This is a genomic window from Streptomyces sp. NRRL F-6492, assembly GCF_001280125.1.
GTDB lineage: Bacteria > Actinomycetota > Actinomycetes > Streptomycetales > Streptomycetaceae > Streptomyces.
Window position 1 is genome coordinate 1 of record NZ_LGEG01000182.1, and the last position, 17,536, is coordinate 17,536.

Below are 17,536 nucleotides of genomic sequence, written 5' to 3' on the forward strand. Positions count from 1 at the left end.
GTGCCCCGCCTCGCCACCGGACCCGTCACCGCCCCAGCCGCCGCCCCCGCCACCGGACCCACCACCCCCGCCGTCGCGGTGACCCGGCGGCCCGCCGAGGGGTCGCTGCACTCCTGGGACCTGTCCACCGGAGTCGACGGGCCCGGCACCCGCTTCGTCGCCTTCCTCTCCGGCTGCCCCCTCACCTGTCTCTACTGCCACAACCCCGACACCTGGCGGATGCGGGCCGGCCGGCGCACCTCCGCCGACGACGTGATCGCCGAGGCCGCCCGGTACGTCCGCTTCATCTCCGCCTCCGGCGGCGGCGCCACCGTCTCCGGCGGCGAGCCCCTCCTCCAGCCGGTCTTCACGGGCGAACTCCTGCACCGCCTGAAGCACGAGCTCGGCCTCCCCACGGCCCTCGACACCTCGGGCTTCCTCGGCACCCGCGCCACCGACGCCCTGCTGCGCGACACCGACCTGGTGCTCCTCGACATCAAGGCCTGGAACCCCGCCACGTACCGGAAGGTCACCGGACGCCCGCTGGGACCCACCCTGGACTTCGCCCGGCGCCTCGCCGACCTCGGCCGGGAGGTCCACGTCCGCTTCGTCCTCGTCCCGGGCCTCACCGACGACCCCGCCGAGGTCGAGGGGATCGCCGCCTTCGCCGCGGGTCTCGGCAACGTCTCCCGCGTGGACGTCCTGCCCTTCCACAAGCTGGGCGAAGTGAAGTGGCGGGCACTCGCCATGCCGTTCACCCTGCACGGCACGCCGTCCCCGACCTCCGGTCAGGTCGCCGGGGTCCGTGAGGTCTTCCGCTCCCACGGTCTGAACGCCGTCTGAGCGACGCCCACACCACGCCGCCCCGCAAAAGGGGCGAAAGGGGCCATCCGGCCTTAACGTGGCCGCGTGACCGAGCCACCGCAGACCGCCGAGCCGACCCCTCCGACGGGCGGGCCCGCCCCCGCCTCCGGCGCCACCGACGCGGCCGCGGCGGACCCCCCGACCCAGAGCCCCGGCGCCGTGCGGCGCCGTGCCTCCCTGGTCGGCGCGGTCGTCTCCGCCCTGCTGATCGTCGCGATCGTCCTCGGCAGCCGTCTGCTCCGCGACTTCGACTCGGCCCTCCTGCCCTACGCCGTCGCCACCGTCTTCCTCGCCTTCGGCGTCGCCTACCGCTACACCGTCTGGATCTCCGCCCCCGGCGCCCGCCGCCTCTTCCGCAAGGGCTGGGGCTCCTTCTTCTCCGTCGCGAACTTCCGCCGGGCACCCACCGCGCTGCCCCGGATGATCGCCACCTACCTCGGCTTCCAGAAGTTCCTCGGCGCCCGCTCCCACGCCCGCTGGGCCGCCCACCAGCTCATCTTCTGGGGCTGTCTGCTCGCCGCCGCGATCACCTTCCCACTCACCTGGGGCTGGTTCACCTTCACCTCCTCCACCGGCGCCGGCCCCGGCTACGAGATGCGGATCTGGGGCTTCAAGGTCCTCGGCTTCGACTCGCTCGGCATCCTCGGCTGGCTCATGTTCCACGGCCTCGACATCGCCGCCGTCCTCGTCATCCCCGGCGCCGGCTACTTCCTCTGGCGCCGCATGAAGGACCGGGGCGCCATCACCGGCCAGCGCTTCGCCTACGACCTGGTCCCCCTGCTCGCCCTCATCGTCATCTCCGTGACCGGGCTGCTGCTGACCTTCTCGTCGATCTTCCTGCACGGCGGCGGCTACGAGTTCCTCGCCGTCCTCCACATGGTGTCCGTCGTCTTCACCCTGATCTACATCCCCTTCGGGAAGTTCTTCCACATCGTGCAGCGGCCCGCCGCCGTCGGCATGCAGCTCTTCAAATACACCTCCCGCCGCAAGGACGAGGGGGGCGAGGTCTTCACCTGCCGCCGCTGCGGACAGGCCATCGACACCGCGCCGTACGTGGAGAACCTCCAGGGCACCATGCGCGACCTCGACCTCGGCTTCGAGGACTGGGCCGAGTACTGCCCCCGCTGCAAGCGCGTCCTGCGCGGCACCGCCTACCTCGACCACGTGAAGAAGGGCTTCAAGTGAGCGCCACCGACCCCGCGGCCGCCCCCGGTGCCGTCCCCGGGCGGACCCTGCCGCTCGACCCCTCCCTCGCCCCGCCCGGCTCCCGCAACTTCCGCGACGCCGGAGGCATCCCCGCCGACCGCTGGCACGCCGACCAGAACGGGGAGACCCTCGTCCCCACCCACTGCTGCTTCTGCGGCGTCCAGTGCGGCATGTACCTGCGCGTCGACCGCCACGGCAAGGTCTTCGGCGTCGAACCCCGCAACCACGACATCAACCGGATGCGGCTCTGCCCCAAGGGCATCAACGCCTACCAGCAGGTCAACCACCCCGACCGGCTCACCGCCCCCCTCATGCGCCTGCGCCGCGACGAGGAGTTCCGCGAGGTCAGCTGGGAGGAGGCCCTCGACCACACCGTCGCCGAGATCCGCCGCATCCAGGCCGAGTACGGCGACGACGCCTTCGGCCTCCTCGGCGGCGCCAGCCTCTTCTCCGAGAAGACCTACCTCGTCGGCAAGTTCGCCCGGGTCGCCCTGAAGACCAAGCACGTCGACTACAACGGACGCCTCTGCATGGTCTCCGCCGCCGGCGCCAACAAGCTCGCCTTCGGCATCGACCGCGCCGGCAACCCCTTCTCCGACATCCTCCTCAGCGACTGCCTCCTCATCGCCGGATCCAACGTCGGCGAGTGCTTCCCCGTCATGACCCAGTACGTGTGGGGAGCCCGCGACCGGGGCGCCGCCCTGATCGTGATCGACCCCCGCGAGACCGCGATCGCCCGCACCGCCGACATCCACGTCGCCCTCAAGCCCGGCACCGACTCCGCCTTCTTCAACGCCGTCCTGAACGTCGTCGTCGCCGAGGGCCTCACCGACGAGGCCTACCTCGCCGCCCACGCCACCGGCTGGGACGAGGTCAGGCGGACCGTCGCCGAGTACCCGCCGTCCCGCGCGGCGCGGATCTGCGGCGTCCCCGAGGAGCAGATCGTCCAGGTCGCCCGGGTGTTCGCCGGCGCCGACCGGGCCATGGCCTGGCACGCCCGGGGCATCGAGCACCACTCCCAGGGCGTCGAGAACTGCCTCACCGTCATCAACCTCTGCGTCGCCACCGGCAACATCGGCAAACCCGGCGCCGGATACGGCACCATCACCGGCCAGGGCAACGGCCAGGGCGGCCGCGAACACGGCCAGAAGTCCGACCTCCTGCCCGGCGGCCGCTCCATCACCAACCCCGAGCACCGCCGCCAGATCTGCGAGATCTGGGGCATCGACGAGACCGAACTCCCCTCCGCCGGCACCTCCATGATGGAGATGGTCTGGCAGATGCAGCGCGAGGAGATCCGCGGCCTCATCGGCGTCTGCAACAACCCCTTCGTCTCCCTCCCGAACTACGCCACCGTCAAGAACGGCTACGACACCCTCCAGTTCCACGCCCAGTTCGACTTCTTCCTCTCCGAGACCGCCGCCAACGCCCACGTCGTCTTCCCCGTCACCGTCTGGGCCGAGGACGAGGGCGTCATGGCCAACGCCGAGGCCCGCGTCGTCAAGCACAACAAGGCCCAGGAGCCCCCCGCCGGCGTCCGCACCGACACCTGGGTCATGTGCGAGCTCGCCCGCCGGCTCGGCGCCGGCGACAAGTTCGACTTCCCCGACTCCCGCTCCGTCTTCGAGGAGCTCCGCGTCGCCTCCGCCGGGACCGTCAACGACTACTACGGCATCACCTACGAGCGGCTGGAGGAGACCGGCGGCATCGCCTGGCCCTGCCCCACCACCGACCACCCCGGCACCCCCCGGCTCTTCGAGGACGGCCGCTCCTACCACCCCGACGGGAAGATCCACCTCCAGGTCGTCGAGTGGCACCCGCCCATGGACCCGTACAGCGAGGAGTTCCCCCTCTCGCTCACCACCGGCCGCACCGTCGCCCACTTCCTCTCCGGCAACCAGACCCGCCGCCTCGCGGGCCTCGTCGAACAGACCCCCCGCCCCTGGGTCGAGGTCCACCCCTCCCACGGCTTCCGCAACGGCGACCCCGTCCGCGTCGTCACCCGCCGCGGCAGCGAGGTCTTCCCCGCCCTCGTCACCGACGCCATCCGCCCCGACACCGTCTTCGTGCCCTACCACTGGCCCGTCCCCACCGCGGCCAACGCCCTCACCATCGACGCCCTCGACCCCCGCTCCAAGATCCCCGAGTACAAGGTGTGCGCCGCCCGCGTCGAGGCCGCCGAACGCATCGACGAGGTCCCCGCCCCGCCCACGCCCCCCGGACAGCCGGCCTACCCCGAGGCCCAGGTCTCCCGCACCGACCCGCTGCCCCCCACCTCCCCCCAGGGCCGCGGCACCGCCGAGAGGAGCTGACCCGCACATGATGGGCCGCACGATCTTCATCGACCCCGGCCGCTGCATCGGCTGCCAGGCCTGCGTCTCCGCCTGCCGCGAATGCGACTCCCACCGCGGCAAGTCGATGATCCACCTCGACTACCCCGACGAGGGCCACTCCGTCGCCTCCCTCCCCACCGTCTGCATGCACTGCGAGGACCCCGTCGCCCCCTGCGCCGAGGTCTGCCCCGCCGACGCGATCCTCGTCACCCCCGACGGCGTCGTGCAGCAGGCCGACACCACCCGCTGCATCGGCTGCGCCAACTGCGTCAACGCCTGCCCCTTCGGCGTGCCCAAGATCGACCTCCAGGCCAAGCTCCAGCTGAAGTGCAACCTCTGCTACGACCGCACCGCCTACGGCCTCGCCCCCATGTGCGCCACCGTCTGCCCCACCGGCGCCCTCTTCTACGGCACCGTCGAGGAGCTGCGGGCCGAACGCCCCGGCGTCCAGGTGGCCGACTCCTTCACCTTCGGCACCACCACCGTCTCCACCGGGGTCGCGATGGTCGTCCCCGCCGACAAGGTCCAGTGGCCGGTGCCCGGCGGGCTCCCCGTCGTGGAGATCAACGGAAGGGACGTCCGTTGAGCGTCACCGATCCCCAGCCCCCCGCGCCGGACCCCCGCACCGACGCGGCCCAGGACGCGCTCCACGACCGGATCGCCGCCGACTCCCTCACCACCCGCCGCGACTACCTGCGGATCGTCGCCACCGTCTCCGGCGGCCTCGCCGTCGGCGGGATCGGCGTCGCCTCCGGCATCCTGCACCGGCACGGCGACGGCGAAGGCGCCCCCGAGCCGAAGCGGATCGCCGACCGGATCCTGCCCGGCGACTCCCTCGCCTTCCGCTACCCCGGCGCCGACGACCGCGCGGTCGCCGTCCGCCTGGAGGACGGCACCCTCGCCGGCTACTCCGCCGTCTGCACCCACCTCGCCTGCGCCGTCCTCTGGCGCAGGGACCGGGGGAGCGAGGGCGAGCTGTACTGCCCCTGCCACGAGGGCGTCTTCAACGCGCGTACGGGAGAGGTCACCGCCGGCCCGCCGCCCCGGGGACTCCCGAAGGTGCTCCTGGTGGAGGAGGCCGACGGCAGCGTCTGGGCGGTCGGCACCGCCCGCTCGGGCGAGAGCGCCCGCGAGGGCCTCTGCCGCGAACTCGGCCCGGACCGCCCGGACCTCGCCGCCCGCCTGGGCTGCCCCGGAGCCTCCGCCGAAGGCGCGGGCGCGGGGACGGGATCGGGCGCGGGGACGGGATCGGGTACGGGTACGGGCGCGGGATCAGGTGCGGGTACGGGCGCGGGATCAGGTGCGGGCGCTGGCGCCGGCACGGGCGCGCGGGTGCCGGAGAGGAGCGAGCGGACATGAGCGAGAGCGCCTTCCCCCGCGATCCGGAGGTCCCGGGACCGGCGGAGCCGCCCCGGCCCCCCGCCTACACCCCGGGCAGCGTCCAGCCGCGCCTGAACCGGCCCCTGCACGAGCGCTACCCGCAGATCCGGCCCACCAGCGGCTACGGCGACCCCCGGATCCGGCACACCGGACCGGGGCCGGGAGCCGGCGCGGAGCAGGAGCCCGAGCGCTCCTCGAAGCTGAACGCCCGTCTCGCCCTGGCGCTCTCGGTCGTCGTCGGCCAACTCTGGGGCCTGACGATCGTGGTGAACGAGTGGATGTCGGGCGACACCGGCACCGCCTGGTGGGGTGCGGGCTTCCTCGTCCTGTCGTTCCTCGTGGTGCTCGGCCTCTGGCTGCTCGACCCGAAGGACCGCTGAGGCCGGGCGGAGGACCGGGTGGAGGACCGGATGGGGCGGGGCCCCGGATCTGACGGGCGCGGAGCGGGGCGGCGGGCGTACCCTGAAAGGATGAGCACCGCCCCCGCCCACGGCCCGCGAGACACGGAGCGACCCGGCACGCCCGCCCGCCCCCAGGGCAGGCCCCGGCCGGCCATCGTCTTCGACGATCCGCTGGACCGCCAGTCCGCGGACGACACGGACCGCGGGTGGGGCGAGCGGCCTCCCAACGGCGGCGACAGCGCCGCCGACCTCGCGCGCTTCCTCGACGAGAAGCCGCCGCACCACCTCTGAACCCGGCGCACGACGCCGGTCAGGAGGTGGGGTGTGTCCCCGTGCCGCCACCGGAGCCCGAGCCGGGACCCGTTCCCGCGCCCGTCCCCGTCGAGGGGCCGCGCTGGGCGACCAGGTGGTCGCGGATCTCCTTGAGCACCTCCAGCTCGCTGACCTCCAGGGTCTCCTGCACGCCCTCCTTCGCCCTGTCGTGCGCGGCGCGCTTCGCGAGGATCTTCGCCATCGGCAGGACCATCAGGAAGTAGACGACGGCCGCGGTGATCAGGAAGCTCAACACCGCGCTGAGCACCAGGCCCCACTGGAGCTGGATGCCCTGCACCTCGCCGTCGACCACCTCGCAGGTGCCCTTGATGCAGGACGAGTAGCTCTCCAGGTCCTTCGTGCCGAAGGCGCCCACGATCGGGTTGATGATGCCCTTGACCACCGAGTTCACGATGTTCGTGAACGCGGCGCCGATGACGACCGCCACCGCCAGATCGATCACGTTGCCGCGCATGAGGAAGGCCTTGAAGCCTCCCAGCACACTTTCCTTCTTCTCGGCCACCGAAGTGCCTTTCGTCTCCGTCACTCGTGCTGCGTGCCGTGCCATTACGCCGTGCCCGGCGCGAGGGCGTCCAATCCGTACACACGGGACGGTTACTCGGCAGGCTGTCCGTGCGAATCAGCACACCGTCACCGCCAGCCGGGACGTGACCCCGGCGCCCGCCAGCGTCGCCGCCGTCGCCCGGGGCACGGAGAGGACGACGAGCGCCCCTCCGTCCGGACCGTCCCCGTCCGCCCGCGGGACCTCGGCGACCCGGGCGCCCGACGCGACCACCCGGGCCCCGCCGTCCCCGCCGGGCGGCGCGTGGGGCGCGGCGATCACGTCGACCCGGTCCCCGGGCCGCAGCAGCCGTACGGTCGCGGCGTCGGCGATCCGTACCGGAGCGGACACCAGGGGAGCGGCCGGCACGGGGCGTGCGGGGGAGACGGCGGTGGCCCTCGTGCCCCCGGGGGACGGCCCGCCGCCCGGGACGGCCGCCGCCACGGCGAGCGCCGCCGCCATCAGCGCCAGGAGCACCACCGGCATCCGTCGCCCCCGGCGCAGCGCCCCGCGCAGTCGCGGCCGGGCGCCCCGTACCCGTACGGGCTCGAAGGGCGGCACCGCGCACGGCGCCGGCACGGAGACGGGGGAGGCGGGAAAGGGGAGGAGGGAGCTGTTCGTGGTCGTCACGGGACACCGCCTGTCCGGAGTGGGAAGGAAGGAGGGGAAGCGGCTCCCACTCTCCCCGCCCCGCTCCCACCCCGCTCCGGCCTGGGGATCACCCGGCCCCTGTGGAAAACTCCCTCACTCCCCCGAGGGAACTCCGGACCTGCCTGAGGCGACTCCGGACATACCTGAGGGGACTCCGGACACGCCTGAGGGCCCCGTCGCATGCGACGGGGCCCTCAGGAGGAACAGAGATCAGGCGGCCGAGCTTCCGGTGCTCGACGAGGACGCCGAGGAGGAGGAAGAGGACGACGACGCGGTCGAAGCGGCGGGCTTCGCGTCCGACGACGAGCCGGACGAGCCCGAAGAGGCCGTCGTGGACGTCGAGGGCTTCGACGAGGCCGGCGAGCTGCTGGACGAGGAGCCGCGGCTGTCGTTCCGGTAGAAGCCGGATCCCTTGAAGACGATGCCGACGGCCGAGAACACCTTCTTCAGGCGGCCCTTGCAGCTGGGGCACTCGGTCAGCGCGTCATCGGTGAACTTCTGCACCGCCTCGAGGCCTTCGCCGCACTCGGTGCACTGGTACTGGTAGGTCGGCACTTGACTTCCTCCTGGCACTCACACTCATCGAGTGCTAACGACGATCCATAGTGACGCATTCCGTGGCCTCAGTCCACCGCCACCGGCACGCGGTGACCGATACCACGCGCCGCGACCCGGCCCGACTCGCGCGGCTTCAGCCGCGACCGCAGCAGCACCAGCGTGGTCAGGGCCAGGGCCGTGCCCGCCATCGGCACCAGGAATCCGGTGCTCGCGCCGTGGGCGTCGGCGAGGCGTCCGGCGACCGTGACGGCCGCCGCCTGGCCCAGCGCGACGGCGCCGGTAAGCCAGGTGAAGGCCTCCGTGCGGGCCGAGGCCGGGATCAGGGTCTCGACGATGGTGTAGCCGGTGATCAGGGCGGGGGCGATGCACAGGCCCACGACCAGGCCCAGGGCGCCGAGGAGCAGCACCGAGTGCGCGGACCACAGCAGGGACGCGGCGACGGTGAGGCCCGCGTAGCCCAGGATCAGACGGCGGCGGGGGCCGGTCTTCCAGGCGACGGCGCCCATGGCGAGGCCCGCGAGCATGTTGCCGGCGGCGAAGACCCCGTACAGCAGGCCGTTGGCGCCGGGGTTGCCGATCTCCTCGCTGAAGGCGGTGAGGGAGACCTGCATGCCGCCGAAGACGGAGCCGATGCCGAGGAAGGCGACGATCAGGACGCGGACGCCGGGCACGGAGAGCGCCGAGCGGTGGGGCCCGGCGGCGTGGGCCGCGGCCAGGCCGTACGCGGGCTGGGTGGCGCGCTGCGCGGCGAAGAACAGGCCGCCGACGAGGGTGAGGCCGGCCTCGGCGATCAGACCGGCGGCCGGGTGGACGCCGGTGCACAGCGCGGTCGCGAGGACCGGGCCGACGACGAAGGTGAACTCGTCCGTGACGGACTCGAAGGCCGCGGCCGTCGGCATCAGCGGGGTGCCGTCGAGCTTGGCCGCCCAGCGGGCCCGGACCATCGGTCCGACCTGCGGCACGGAGGCGCCGGCGGGCACGGCGGCCAGGAACAGCGCCCAGAGCGGGGCGCCGGCCAGGGCGAGGGCCACGAGCAGCGAGACGGACGCGGTGTGGACGAGGACGCCGGGGACCAGGACGGCGCGCTGGCCGAAGCGGTCGGCGAGCTTGCCGCTCTGCGGCGCGAAGAGCGCCATGGAGACGCCGGTGACGGCGGCGACCGCGCCGGCGCTGCCGAAGGAGCCGGTGGTGTGCTGGACGAGCAGGACGATGCCGATGGTCAGCATCGCGAAGGGCTGCCGGGCGGCGAAGCCGGGGAGCAGGAAGGACAGCGCACCGGGGGTGCGCAGCAGCTGCCCGTAACCGGGTCGCTCGTCCGTGCCGGGCCGCTCGTCCGCGCGGGTCTTCTCCGCGTCGACCGTGCCCGTGTTGACCGTGGACACCACGGTCCTTGCCTTTCCGCCGCCTGGTAGCGCGCCCCGTGCACGGTGGTGCGGGTGTCGCCGAGAGCTGTCCTCATGCGCGGAACTGCGGTAGATACCGGGCCGGCCCCACTGCGGAGGGGCGCCACGGCCGCCATACGGTCGCGCCAGCTCTGCGTCAGGCAGAGTTGGTTCGATCAGGTGTGCCTTCATGGTACAGGGAGGGAACGCCTCCCGCCTGGGAAACGCTCCCTCCCCCGAATCGATTCCTGCGATCGCAGGGCTCGTGTGCGCCATGTCTCAGTCGTCAGCCGGTCGGCTTCTTCTGGCGCTGACCGGACCCGGCCCGCTGACCCGACCCGGCCCTCTGACCGGTCCCGCCCCGCTGACCCGACCCGCCCCGCTGACCGGACCCGCCCCGCTGCCCCGCCCGGTGGAAGCGCGTCTCCGTGCCCGGTGGCGGCCCGAGCGCCGTCGAGCCGCCCCCCGTGCCGAGCCAGCCGGCGAGCTTGCCGCCCTGGCCGACCGCCCGCAGGCGCCGTTCCGTGGCGTCCCGTACGGGATCGGTGGCGACGACCAGCAGTTCGTCGCCGTGCCGCAGGACGGTCGCGGGCCCCGGTACGAAGCTCTTCTCCTCCCGTACGACGAGGGTGACCGCCGCTCCCGCCGGGAGGCGCAGTTCGGCGACCTCCACGCCGTGCATCCGGGAGCCGTCCGGGATGGCGACGGAGAGCAGGTGGCCGCGCAGCCGCTCCAGGGGGGCGGACTCGACGCCGAGGTCGGAGGCGTCCGAGGAGGCGCCGAGCCTGAGCGCCTTCGCCAGCCAGGGCAGCGTCGGGCCCTGGATGAGGGTGTAGACGACGACCAGGACGAAGACGATGTTGAAGATCCGTTCGCTGCCCTCGACCTTGGCCACCATCGGGATGGTGGCGAGGATGATGGGGACGGCTCCGCGCAGGCCGGCCCAGGACATGAGGGCCTGCTCCTGCCAGGGGATCCGGAACGGCAGCAGGCTGACCAGGACCTCCAGGGGCCGCGCGACCATCGTCAGGATCAGGCCGATGACGACGGCGGGCCAGAAGTCGTTGACCAGGTCGTGCGGGGTGACGAGCAGGCCGAGCAGGACGAACATGCCGATCTGCGCGATCCAGCCGAGGCCCTCGGCGAAGCCGCGGTTCGCGGGCGCGTGCGGCAGCTTGGCGTTGCCGAGGATCATCGAGGCCAGATAGACCGCGAGGAAGCCGGAGCCGTGGGCCATGGCTCCCGCGGCGTACGCGACGACGGCGATGGCCATGACGGCGATCGGGTAGAGGCCGGAGGCGGGCAGGGCGACGTGCCGCAGCCCGTAGGCGCCGAGGAAGCCGACCGCGATGCCGACGGCCGCGCCGATGGCGAGTTCCAGGGCGATCTCGCCGAGGAGCACGTACCAGTGGTCGATCGGTCCGGCGGTGGAGAAGGCGACCACGAGGATGACGACGGGGGCGTCGTTGAAGCCGGACTCGGCCTCCAGGGTGCCGGTGACCCGTGAGGGCAGGGGCACCTTGCGCAGTACGGAGAAGACCGCGGCGGCGTCGGTGGAGGAGACGACGGCGCCGATGATCAGGGCCTGCCGCCAGTCCAGGCCCACGAGGTAGTGGGCGCCGGCGGCGGTGACGCCGACACTGACCGCGACGCCGACGGTGGAGAGGACGGCCGCGGCCGGAAGGGCCGGCCTGACCTCCTTCCACTTCGTGCCGAGGCCGCCCTCGGCGAGGATCACGACGAGGGCCGCGTAGCCGATGACCTGCGTCAGCTCGGCGTTGTCGAAGGCGATGTTGCCGATGCCGTCCTGCCCGATGGCGACGCCGATCCCCAGGTACAGCAGGAGGCTGGGGAGGCCGCTCCGGGACGAGATCCGCACGGCCGCGACGGCGATCAGCAGCACGAGCGAGCTGACGAGCAGGAGTTCGTTGAGCTGGTGGACAGTCAGTGGCCGATCCTTCCCCTCACATGCAGCTGGATCGTTCCTCCAGCGGACGACACTTCGTTACCTTACCTAATCTTTAACGTTTTCTTGACGGCTTCCGTGTGGCCCGTCCGCTCACCAGTACGGTTCTCTTCCTGACACCGCGTCCGAGCCGTCCGGACGCTGCGCCTAAGGTGGCACCCGTACTCCAGGACCACCCTGCCCCTCGAAGGACAGCGATGCCCTCCAACACGTCCGCGCCCCCCGCCAAGAAGAAAGGGCGGCGTGCCCGCCTGCTCCTCGTCCTCCTGGTCCTCGTGCTGGTCGCGGGCGTCGGGGCCGGCGGCTACTGGGGTGTCAGCACCGTCCGGGGCTCGTTCCCGCAGGCGACCGGCGAGATCCGCCTCGACAGCCTCTCCGGTCAGGTGGAGGTGAAGCGGGACGCCCAGGGGATCCCGCAGATCTACGCCGACAACGAGACGGACCTCTTCCGCGCCCAGGGCTACGTCCAGGCGCAGGACCGGTTCTACGAGATGGACGTCCGCCGCCACGTGACCGCGGGCCGGCTCTCCGAGATGTTCGGCGAGGGCCAGGTCGAGACGGACTCCTTCCTGCGCACCCTCGGCTGGCGCCGGGTCGCGCAGGAGGAGTACGACAAGGTCCTGTCGGCGGAGACCAAGAAGTACCTCCAGGCGTACGCGGAGGGCGTCAACGCCTACCTGAAGGACCGGGAGCCGGGCGACGTCTCCGTGGAGTACGCGGCCCTGGCCCTCACCAACGACTACGCGATCGAGCCGTGGACGCCGGTCGACTCGGTGGCCTGGCTGAAGGCGATGGCCTGGGACCTGCGCGGCAACATGCAGGACGAGATCGACCGCTCGCTGCTCACCAGCCGGCTGACCCCGGCGCAGATCAAGCAGCTCTACCCGGAGTACCCGTACGCGCTCCACCAGCCGATCGTGGACGGCGGGAAGGTCGACGGGTCCACCGGCAAGTTCGACCCCGCGGGCGGGGGCGACGGCGACGACCCGGGCACGGGCGAGACCCCGGGCACCGACCCGGCCGGCTCCGGCGACTCCTCGCAGGGGATGTCGTCCCAGCTCGCCGCCCTCTCCGAGGTCCTCGACGGCGTCCCGGCCCTGCTCGGCCCCAACGGCAACGGCATCGGCTCGAACTCCTGGGTCGTCGCCGGGAAGTACACGACCTCCGGCAAGCCGCTGCTCGCCAACGACCCGCACCTCGCGCCGCAGCTGCCGTCCCTCTGGTACCAGATGGGCCTGCACTGCCGCTCGGTCTCGGCCACCTGCCGCTACGACGTCTCCGGCTACACCTTCTCCGGCATGCCCGGTGTGATCATCGGACACAACGACAAGATCGCCTGGGGCCTCACCAACCTCGGCGCCGACGTCACCGACCTCTACCTGGAGAAGATCGGCCCCGACGGCTACCTCGTCGACGGCAAGGTCAAGCCCTTCACCGTCCGCGAGGAGACCATCAAGGTCGCCGGCGGCGCCGACCGCAAGATCACCGTCCGCTCCACCGAGCACGGCCCGCTGGTCTCCGACCGCTCCACCGAACTGGAGACGGTCGGCCAGAAGGCCCCCGTCGGCAACGCCGCCCCCGACCGCGGCACCGGCTACGGCGTCTCCCTCCAGTGGACCGCCCTCCAGCCCGGGAAGTCGATGGACGCGATCTTCGCCATCGACCGCGCCAAGGACTTCGACACCTTCCGGGCCGCCGCCAGGAACTTCGAGGTCCCCTCGCAGAACCTGATCTACGCCGACACCGAGGGCCACATCGGCTACCAGTCGCCGGGCAAGATCCCGCAGCGCACCAAGGGCGACGGCACCCTGCCCGCGCCCGGCTGGGACTCCTCGTACAGGTGGAAGGGCTACATCCCCTTCGAGAAGCTGCCCTACGAGCTCGACCCGGAGCGCGGCTACATCGTCACCGCCAACCAGGCCGTGATCGACCCGAAGAAGTACCCCGACCTGCTCACCAAGGACTGGGGCTACGGCTCGCGCAGCCAGCGGATCAACGACCTGATCGAGTCGAAGACCAAGGACGGCGGGAAGATCTCGCCGGACGACATGCGGACCATGCAGACGGACAACCGCAGCGAGATCGCGACCCTGCTCAACCCGCTCCTGCTCAAGATCGACATCGCCGACCCGCACGTCCGCGAGGCCCAGAAGCTCCTGGAGGGCTGGGACTACACCCAGGAGCCCGACTCGGCCGCCGCCGCCTACTTCAACGCGGTCTGGCGCAACGTCCTCAAGCTCTCCTTCGGCAACAAGCTGCCCAAGGAGGTGCGCGCCGAGGGCGACTGCGTCAACGTGCGCCCGGCCGACGCCACCGGCCCGGTCGACGAGCAGAACAAGCTCGTCCGCGAGTGCGGCCAGCGCGACCCCGACTCGGCGCAGCCGGACGGCGGCGACCGCTGGTACGAGGTCGTCCGCCCGCTCCTCAAGCAGGAGAAGAGCGAGTGGTGGGCCACCCCGGGCAGCCGCACCGACCAGGCCACCGAGACCCGTGACCAGCTGCTCGCCCGCGCCATGAAGGACGCGCGCTGGGAGCTGACCGCCAAGCTCGGCAAGGACGTCTCCACCTGGAGCTGGGGCCGGCTGCACCAGCTGACCCTGAAGAACCAGACCCTCGGCACCGCCGGGCCCGGCGTCGTGCAGCAGCTCCTCAACCGCGGCCCGTGGAACCTGGGCGGCGGCGAGGCGGCCGTCGACGCCACCGGCTGGAACGCGGCCGGCGGCTACGAGGTCATCTGGGTGCCGTCGATGCGGATGGTCGTCAACGTCGGCGACTGGGACAAGTCCCGGTGGATCAACCTGACCGGGGCCTCCGGCCACGCCTTCCACTCGCACTACACCGACCAGACGGACGCGTGGGCGAAGGGCGAGCTGTACGACTGGGCCCACGGCAGGGCCGCGGTCGACGCGGCGACGAAGGACACGCTGGTCCTCAAGCCGTAGCCGCGGGGGCGGCCCGGAAGCGGATCACCGCCTCCGGGGTCACCACCGCGTGCACGGGGTGGTCGTGCGGTTCCTCCGGGACCCGCCCGACCACCTCGTCCGCGTAGAGGAGGACCACCAGGGCGGGATCCCGCCCGGCCCGTACGAGCCGGGCGAGGACCCGGTCGTACGAGCCGCCGCCCCGCCCGAGCCGCATCCCGCGCGCGTCCACCGCGAGCCCCGGCAGCAGCACGGCGTCCGCCGCGCACACCGCCTCCGGGCCGAGCCGGGGACCGACCGGTTCGAGGAGCCCCCGGCCCGCCCGCGCGAGCCGGTCCGGCCCCTCGTACGCGGCCCAGTCCAGGTCGTTGTCGGGGAGCAGCACCGGGAGCAGGACCCGCACCCCGCGCGCGTGGAGCGCGTCGAGCAGCGCGCGCGTGCCCGGCTCGCGGCCCACGGACACGTACGCGGCGACGGTGGACGCCCCGGCGAGCTCGGCCAGTTCCACCCCCTGGCGGGCGAAGGCGCCGGCCGACTCCACGAGGAATTCGGGGAGCAGCGCGGCGCGGGCGCCCAGAAGTCGGCTGCGCAGCAAGCTCTTTTCGGACGTTTCCGATGTCATGGCGGTCCTCCGTGAAGGGGCGAAGCTCATGTAACTGCCTTTATGTGGAGGAAGTTAACCGGAGCCACATCTTTCTCTCATTCCGAACCGTTAGGGTGCACCGCATGAATCAGTCGCTCCCCAGGCTCGGCCGGATCAGCAAGGCTGTCATCCCGGCCGCCGGCCTCGGCACCCGCTTCCTCCCGGCGACCAAGGCGACGCCGAAGGAGATGCTGCCGGTCGTCGACAAGCCGGCCATCCAGTACGTCGTCGAGGAGGCCGTCGCGGCCGGCCTCTCCGACGTGCTGATGATCACCGGACGGAACAAGCGTCCCCTGGAGGACCACTTCGACCGGAACTACGAGCTGGAGGAGGCCCTGAGCCGGAAGGGCGACGCGGAGCGCCTCTCCAAGGTCCAGGAGCCCAGCGACCTCGCCACCATGCACTACGTCCGCCAGGGCGCCCCGCGCGGCCTCGGCCACGCCGTCCTGTGCGCCGCCCCGCACGTCGGCGACCAGCCCTTCGCGGTGCTCCTCGGCGACGACCTGATCGACCCGCGCGACCCGCTGCTCGCGCGGATGGTGGAGGTCCAGGAGCGGGAGGGCGGCAGCGTGATCGCCCTGATGGAGGTCGAGCCCTCGCAGATCCACCAGTACGGCTGCGCGGCGGTCGGGGCCACCGCCGACGCGGACGTCGTCAAGGTGACGGACCTGGTGGAGAAGCCCGAACCGGGCGAGGCGCCCAGCAATTACGCGATCATCGGCCGCTACGTCCTGGACCCGGCCGTCTTCGGCACGCTGCGGGAGACCGAGCCGGGCCGCGGCGGCGAGATCCAGCTGACCGACGCCCTGCAGAAGCTCGCCTCGGACGAGAAGATCGGCGGCCCGGTGCACGGCGTCGTGTTCAAGGGGCGCCGCTATGACACCGGCGACCGCGGCGACTATCTGCGTGCCATTGTCAGACTCGCGTGCGAACGTGAAGATCTGGGACCGGACTTCCGGGCCTGGCTCCGGAGATACGTCAGCGAGGAGATGTAGGCCTTGAGCAGCAGCACGGCACCGTCGCCGTCCCACGACGACCACGACGAGGACCGGGAGGAGGGCGCGCCCGACCCCTGCGCGGGCCCGGCCCGCGACCTGTGGACGGTCGACGAGCACCTGGCCGACGTCCTCGCGTCCGTGACCCCGCTCGAACCCATCGAGCTGCAACTCCTCGACGCCCAGGGCTGCGTCCTCGTCGAGGACGTGACGGTGCCGGCCGCGCTGCCCCCCTTCGACAACAGCTCCATGGACGGGTACGCGGTCCGGGTCGCCGACGTCGCCGGGGCCACCGAGGAGTTCCCCGCCGTCCTCACGGTGATCGGCGACGTCGCGGCCGGCGCGGACGGCCTGCCCGAGGTCGGACCCGGCCAGGCCGCCCGGATCATGACCGGCGCCCCGCTGCCGCCCGGCGCCGAGGCCGTCGTCCCCGTCGAGTGGACCGACGGCGGTACGGGCGGGGGCGCGGCCACCGGCATGAGCGCCGCGAGCACCGCCCCCGAGGGCGCGGCCGGCGAGGTCCGGGTGCACCGCGCCGCCGAGGCCCGCGCCCATGTCCGCGCGCAGGGCAGCGACGTGCGCGCGGGAGAGCTCGCCCTCGCCGCCGGCACCGTCCTCGGGCCGCCGCAGATCGGGCTCCTCGCCGCGATCGGGCGCGGCACGGTCCGGGTGCGGCCCCGCCCCCGGGTCGTCGTCATCTCCACCGGCAGCGAGCTGGTCCAGCCGGGCGAGCCGCTGGGCCCGGGGCAGATCCACGACTCCAACAGCTTCGCGCTGGCCGCCGCCGCCCGGGACGCCGGAGCCCTCGCCTACCGGGTGGGGGCCGTCGCCGACGACGCGGAGTCGCTGCGCTCCGCCATCGAGGACCAGCTCATCCGGGCGGACCTGATCGTCACCACGGGCGGGGTGAGCGTCGGCGCGTACGACGTGGTGAAGGAGGCGCTGACCGCCGACGGCGAGGTCGACTTCCGCAAGCTGGCTATGCAGCCGGGCAAGCCGCAGGGCTTCGGCGCGATCGGCGCCGACCGGATCCCGCTGCTCGCCCTCCCGGGCAACCCGGTCTCCTCGTACGTCTCCTTCGAGCTGTTCGTCCGCCCCGCGATCCGCGCCCTGAGGGGCGTGGAGGACCTGCACCGGCCCCGGGTGCGGGCGGTCCTGGACGCGGACGGCCCCCTGCGGTCCCCGGCGGGCCGCCGCCAGTTCCTGCGCGGGCTGTACGACCGGGAGACCGGCGCCGTCACCCCCGTGGGCGGTGCCGGCTCCCACCTGATCGCGGCCCTCGCGCACGCGGACTGCCTGCTCGTGGTCCCGGAGGAGACGGAGGAGGTGGCTCCGGGCGCCGAGCTGGAAGTGGTCCTCCTCGGCTGAGGGGGCGAGTGTGGG

Annotated in this window: 16 protein-coding genes; 10 read left to right on the forward strand and 6 right to left on the reverse strand. The window is 72.7% G+C overall.

The window, feature by feature from the left end; translation table 11 throughout:
• The 7 genes from pflA (at position 1) to ADL08_RS14320 (ending at position 6,454) form a co-directional block, all read left to right on the forward strand.
• On the forward strand, positions 1-822 hold the full coding sequence (pflA, locus tag ADL08_RS14290; protein WP_078968159.1) for a pyruvate formate-lyase-activating protein: 822 nt from the start codon (positions 1-3) through the stop codon (positions 820-822).
• Positions 823-888: 66 nt separating this feature from the next.
• Entirely contained in the window at positions 889-2,028 is a 1,140-nt protein-coding gene (locus tag ADL08_RS14295) for a hypothetical protein (RefSeq protein WP_053642782.1), read from the forward strand.
• Positions 2,025-4,361, forward strand: coding sequence for a molybdopterin oxidoreductase family protein (locus ADL08_RS14300; protein ID WP_053642784.1), 2,337 nt, complete (start codon positions 2,025-2,027; stop codon positions 4,359-4,361). Before ADL08_RS14295 ends, ADL08_RS14300 begins: the two co-directional genes overlap by 4 nt.
• Before the next feature lie 7 nt (positions 4,362-4,368).
• Positions 4,369-4,968: a 4Fe-4S dicluster domain-containing protein gene (locus tag ADL08_RS14305; RefSeq protein ID WP_053642786.1), complete on the forward strand. Its 600-nt coding sequence runs from the start codon at positions 4,369-4,371 to the stop codon at positions 4,966-4,968.
• Positions 4,965-5,741 carry a Rieske (2Fe-2S) protein gene (locus ADL08_RS14310; protein WP_053642788.1) on the forward strand — a complete coding sequence of 259 codons (777 nt, stop codon included), beginning with the start codon at positions 4,965-4,967 and terminating at the stop codon, positions 5,739-5,741. Before ADL08_RS14305 ends, ADL08_RS14310 begins: the two co-directional genes overlap by 4 nt.
• Positions 5,738-6,142, forward strand: coding sequence for a hypothetical protein (locus tag ADL08_RS14315; protein WP_053642790.1), 405 nt, complete (start codon positions 5,738-5,740; stop codon positions 6,140-6,142). The genes ADL08_RS14310 and ADL08_RS14315 overlap by 4 nt, the downstream gene beginning before the upstream one ends.
• A 90-nt stretch (positions 6,143-6,232) precedes the next feature.
• Positions 6,233-6,454 carry a hypothetical protein gene (locus ADL08_RS14320; RefSeq protein ID WP_053642792.1) on the forward strand — a complete coding sequence of 74 codons (222 nt, stop codon included), beginning with the start codon at positions 6,233-6,235 and terminating at the stop codon, positions 6,452-6,454.
• Positions 6,455-6,473: 19 nt separating this feature from the next.
• Here the strand turns inward: ADL08_RS14320 and mscL are convergent, their stop codons facing one another.
• The 5 genes from mscL to ADL08_RS14340 all read right to left on the reverse strand — a co-directional run bounded on the left by mscL (position 6,474) and on the right by ADL08_RS14340 (position 11,531).
• Entirely contained in the window at positions 6,474-7,043 is a 570-nt protein-coding gene (gene mscL, locus ADL08_RS14325) for a large conductance mechanosensitive channel protein MscL (protein WP_420709599.1), read from the reverse strand.
• A 72-nt stretch (positions 7,044-7,115) separates the two neighbouring features.
• Positions 7,116-7,667: a hypothetical protein gene (locus ADL08_RS14330; protein WP_053642796.1), complete on the reverse strand. Its 552-nt coding sequence runs from the start codon at positions 7,665-7,667 to the stop codon at positions 7,116-7,118.
• Between the two features lie 231 nt (positions 7,668-7,898).
• Complete coding sequence (locus ADL08_RS35535) at positions 7,899-8,243, reverse strand: FmdB family zinc ribbon protein (RefSeq protein WP_078968153.1); 345 nt, start codon at positions 8,241-8,243, stop codon at positions 7,899-7,901.
• 68 nt (positions 8,244-8,311) lie between these two features.
• Complete coding sequence (locus tag ADL08_RS14335) at positions 8,312-9,538, reverse strand: MFS transporter (RefSeq protein ID WP_053642900.1); 1,227 nt, start codon at positions 9,536-9,538, stop codon at positions 8,312-8,314.
• Positions 9,539-9,914: 376 nt separating this feature from the next.
• Positions 9,915-11,531, reverse strand: coding sequence for a potassium/proton antiporter (locus ADL08_RS14340; RefSeq protein WP_053642798.1), 1,617 nt, complete (start codon positions 11,529-11,531; stop codon positions 9,915-9,917).
• A gap of 260 nt (positions 11,532-11,791) precedes the next feature.
• Here ADL08_RS14340 and ADL08_RS14345 point away from each other — a divergent pair, with 260 nt between their 5' ends.
• Positions 11,792-14,536: a penicillin acylase family protein gene (locus ADL08_RS14345; RefSeq protein WP_053642800.1), complete on the forward strand. Its 2,745-nt coding sequence runs from the start codon at positions 11,792-11,794 to the stop codon at positions 14,534-14,536.
• Here the strand turns inward: ADL08_RS14345 and ADL08_RS14350 are convergent.
• Positions 14,526-15,137, reverse strand: a complete 612-nt coding sequence (locus tag ADL08_RS14350; RefSeq protein WP_053642803.1) for a 5-formyltetrahydrofolate cyclo-ligase — start codon at positions 15,135-15,137, stop codon at positions 14,526-14,528. The two genes, ADL08_RS14345 and ADL08_RS14350, sit on opposite strands and share 11 nt — an antisense overlap.
• Before the next feature lie 104 nt (positions 15,138-15,241).
• Here ADL08_RS14350 and galU point away from each other — a divergent pair, with 104 nt between their 5' ends.
• Together galU and glp are read left to right on the forward strand one after the other, a co-directional pair.
• The gene (gene galU / locus ADL08_RS14355) at positions 15,242-16,153 is read left to right on the forward strand and encodes a UTP--glucose-1-phosphate uridylyltransferase GalU (RefSeq protein WP_053642804.1); all 912 of its coding nucleotides are present in this window, start codon (positions 15,242-15,244) and stop codon (positions 16,151-16,153) included.
• Positions 16,154-16,156: 3 nt separating this feature from the next.
• Positions 16,157-17,521, forward strand: a complete 1,365-nt coding sequence (glp, locus tag ADL08_RS14360) for a gephyrin-like molybdotransferase Glp (RefSeq protein WP_420709600.1) — start codon at positions 16,157-16,159, stop codon at positions 17,519-17,521.
• Positions 17,522-17,536: the final 15 nt, after the last annotated feature.

What these genes read in the sequence shown, in the direction of transcription:
- ADL08_RS14345 (WP_053642800.1), top strand. Translation starts at nt 11,792, where the DNA reads ATGCCCTCCAACACGTCCGCGCCCCCCGCCAAGAAGAAAGGGCGGCGT.
- mscL (WP_420709599.1), bottom strand. Translation starts at nt 7,043, where the DNA reads ATGGCACGGCACGCAGCACGAGTGACGGAGACGAAAGGCACTTCGGTG.
- ADL08_RS14305 (WP_053642786.1), top strand. Translation starts at nt 4,369, where the DNA reads ATGATGGGCCGCACGATCTTCATCGACCCCGGCCGCTGCATCGGCTGC.
- ADL08_RS14315 (WP_053642790.1), top strand. Translation starts at nt 5,738, where the DNA reads ATGAGCGAGAGCGCCTTCCCCCGCGATCCGGAGGTCCCGGGACCGGCG.
- ADL08_RS14350 (WP_053642803.1), bottom strand. Translation starts at nt 15,137, where the DNA reads ATGACATCGGAAACGTCCGAAAAGAGCTTGCTGCGCAGCCGACTTCTG.
- ADL08_RS14320 (WP_053642792.1), top strand. Translation starts at nt 6,233, where the DNA reads ATGAGCACCGCCCCCGCCCACGGCCCGCGAGACACGGAGCGACCCGGC.
- galU (WP_053642804.1), top strand. Translation starts at nt 15,242, where the DNA reads ATGAATCAGTCGCTCCCCAGGCTCGGCCGGATCAGCAAGGCTGTCATC.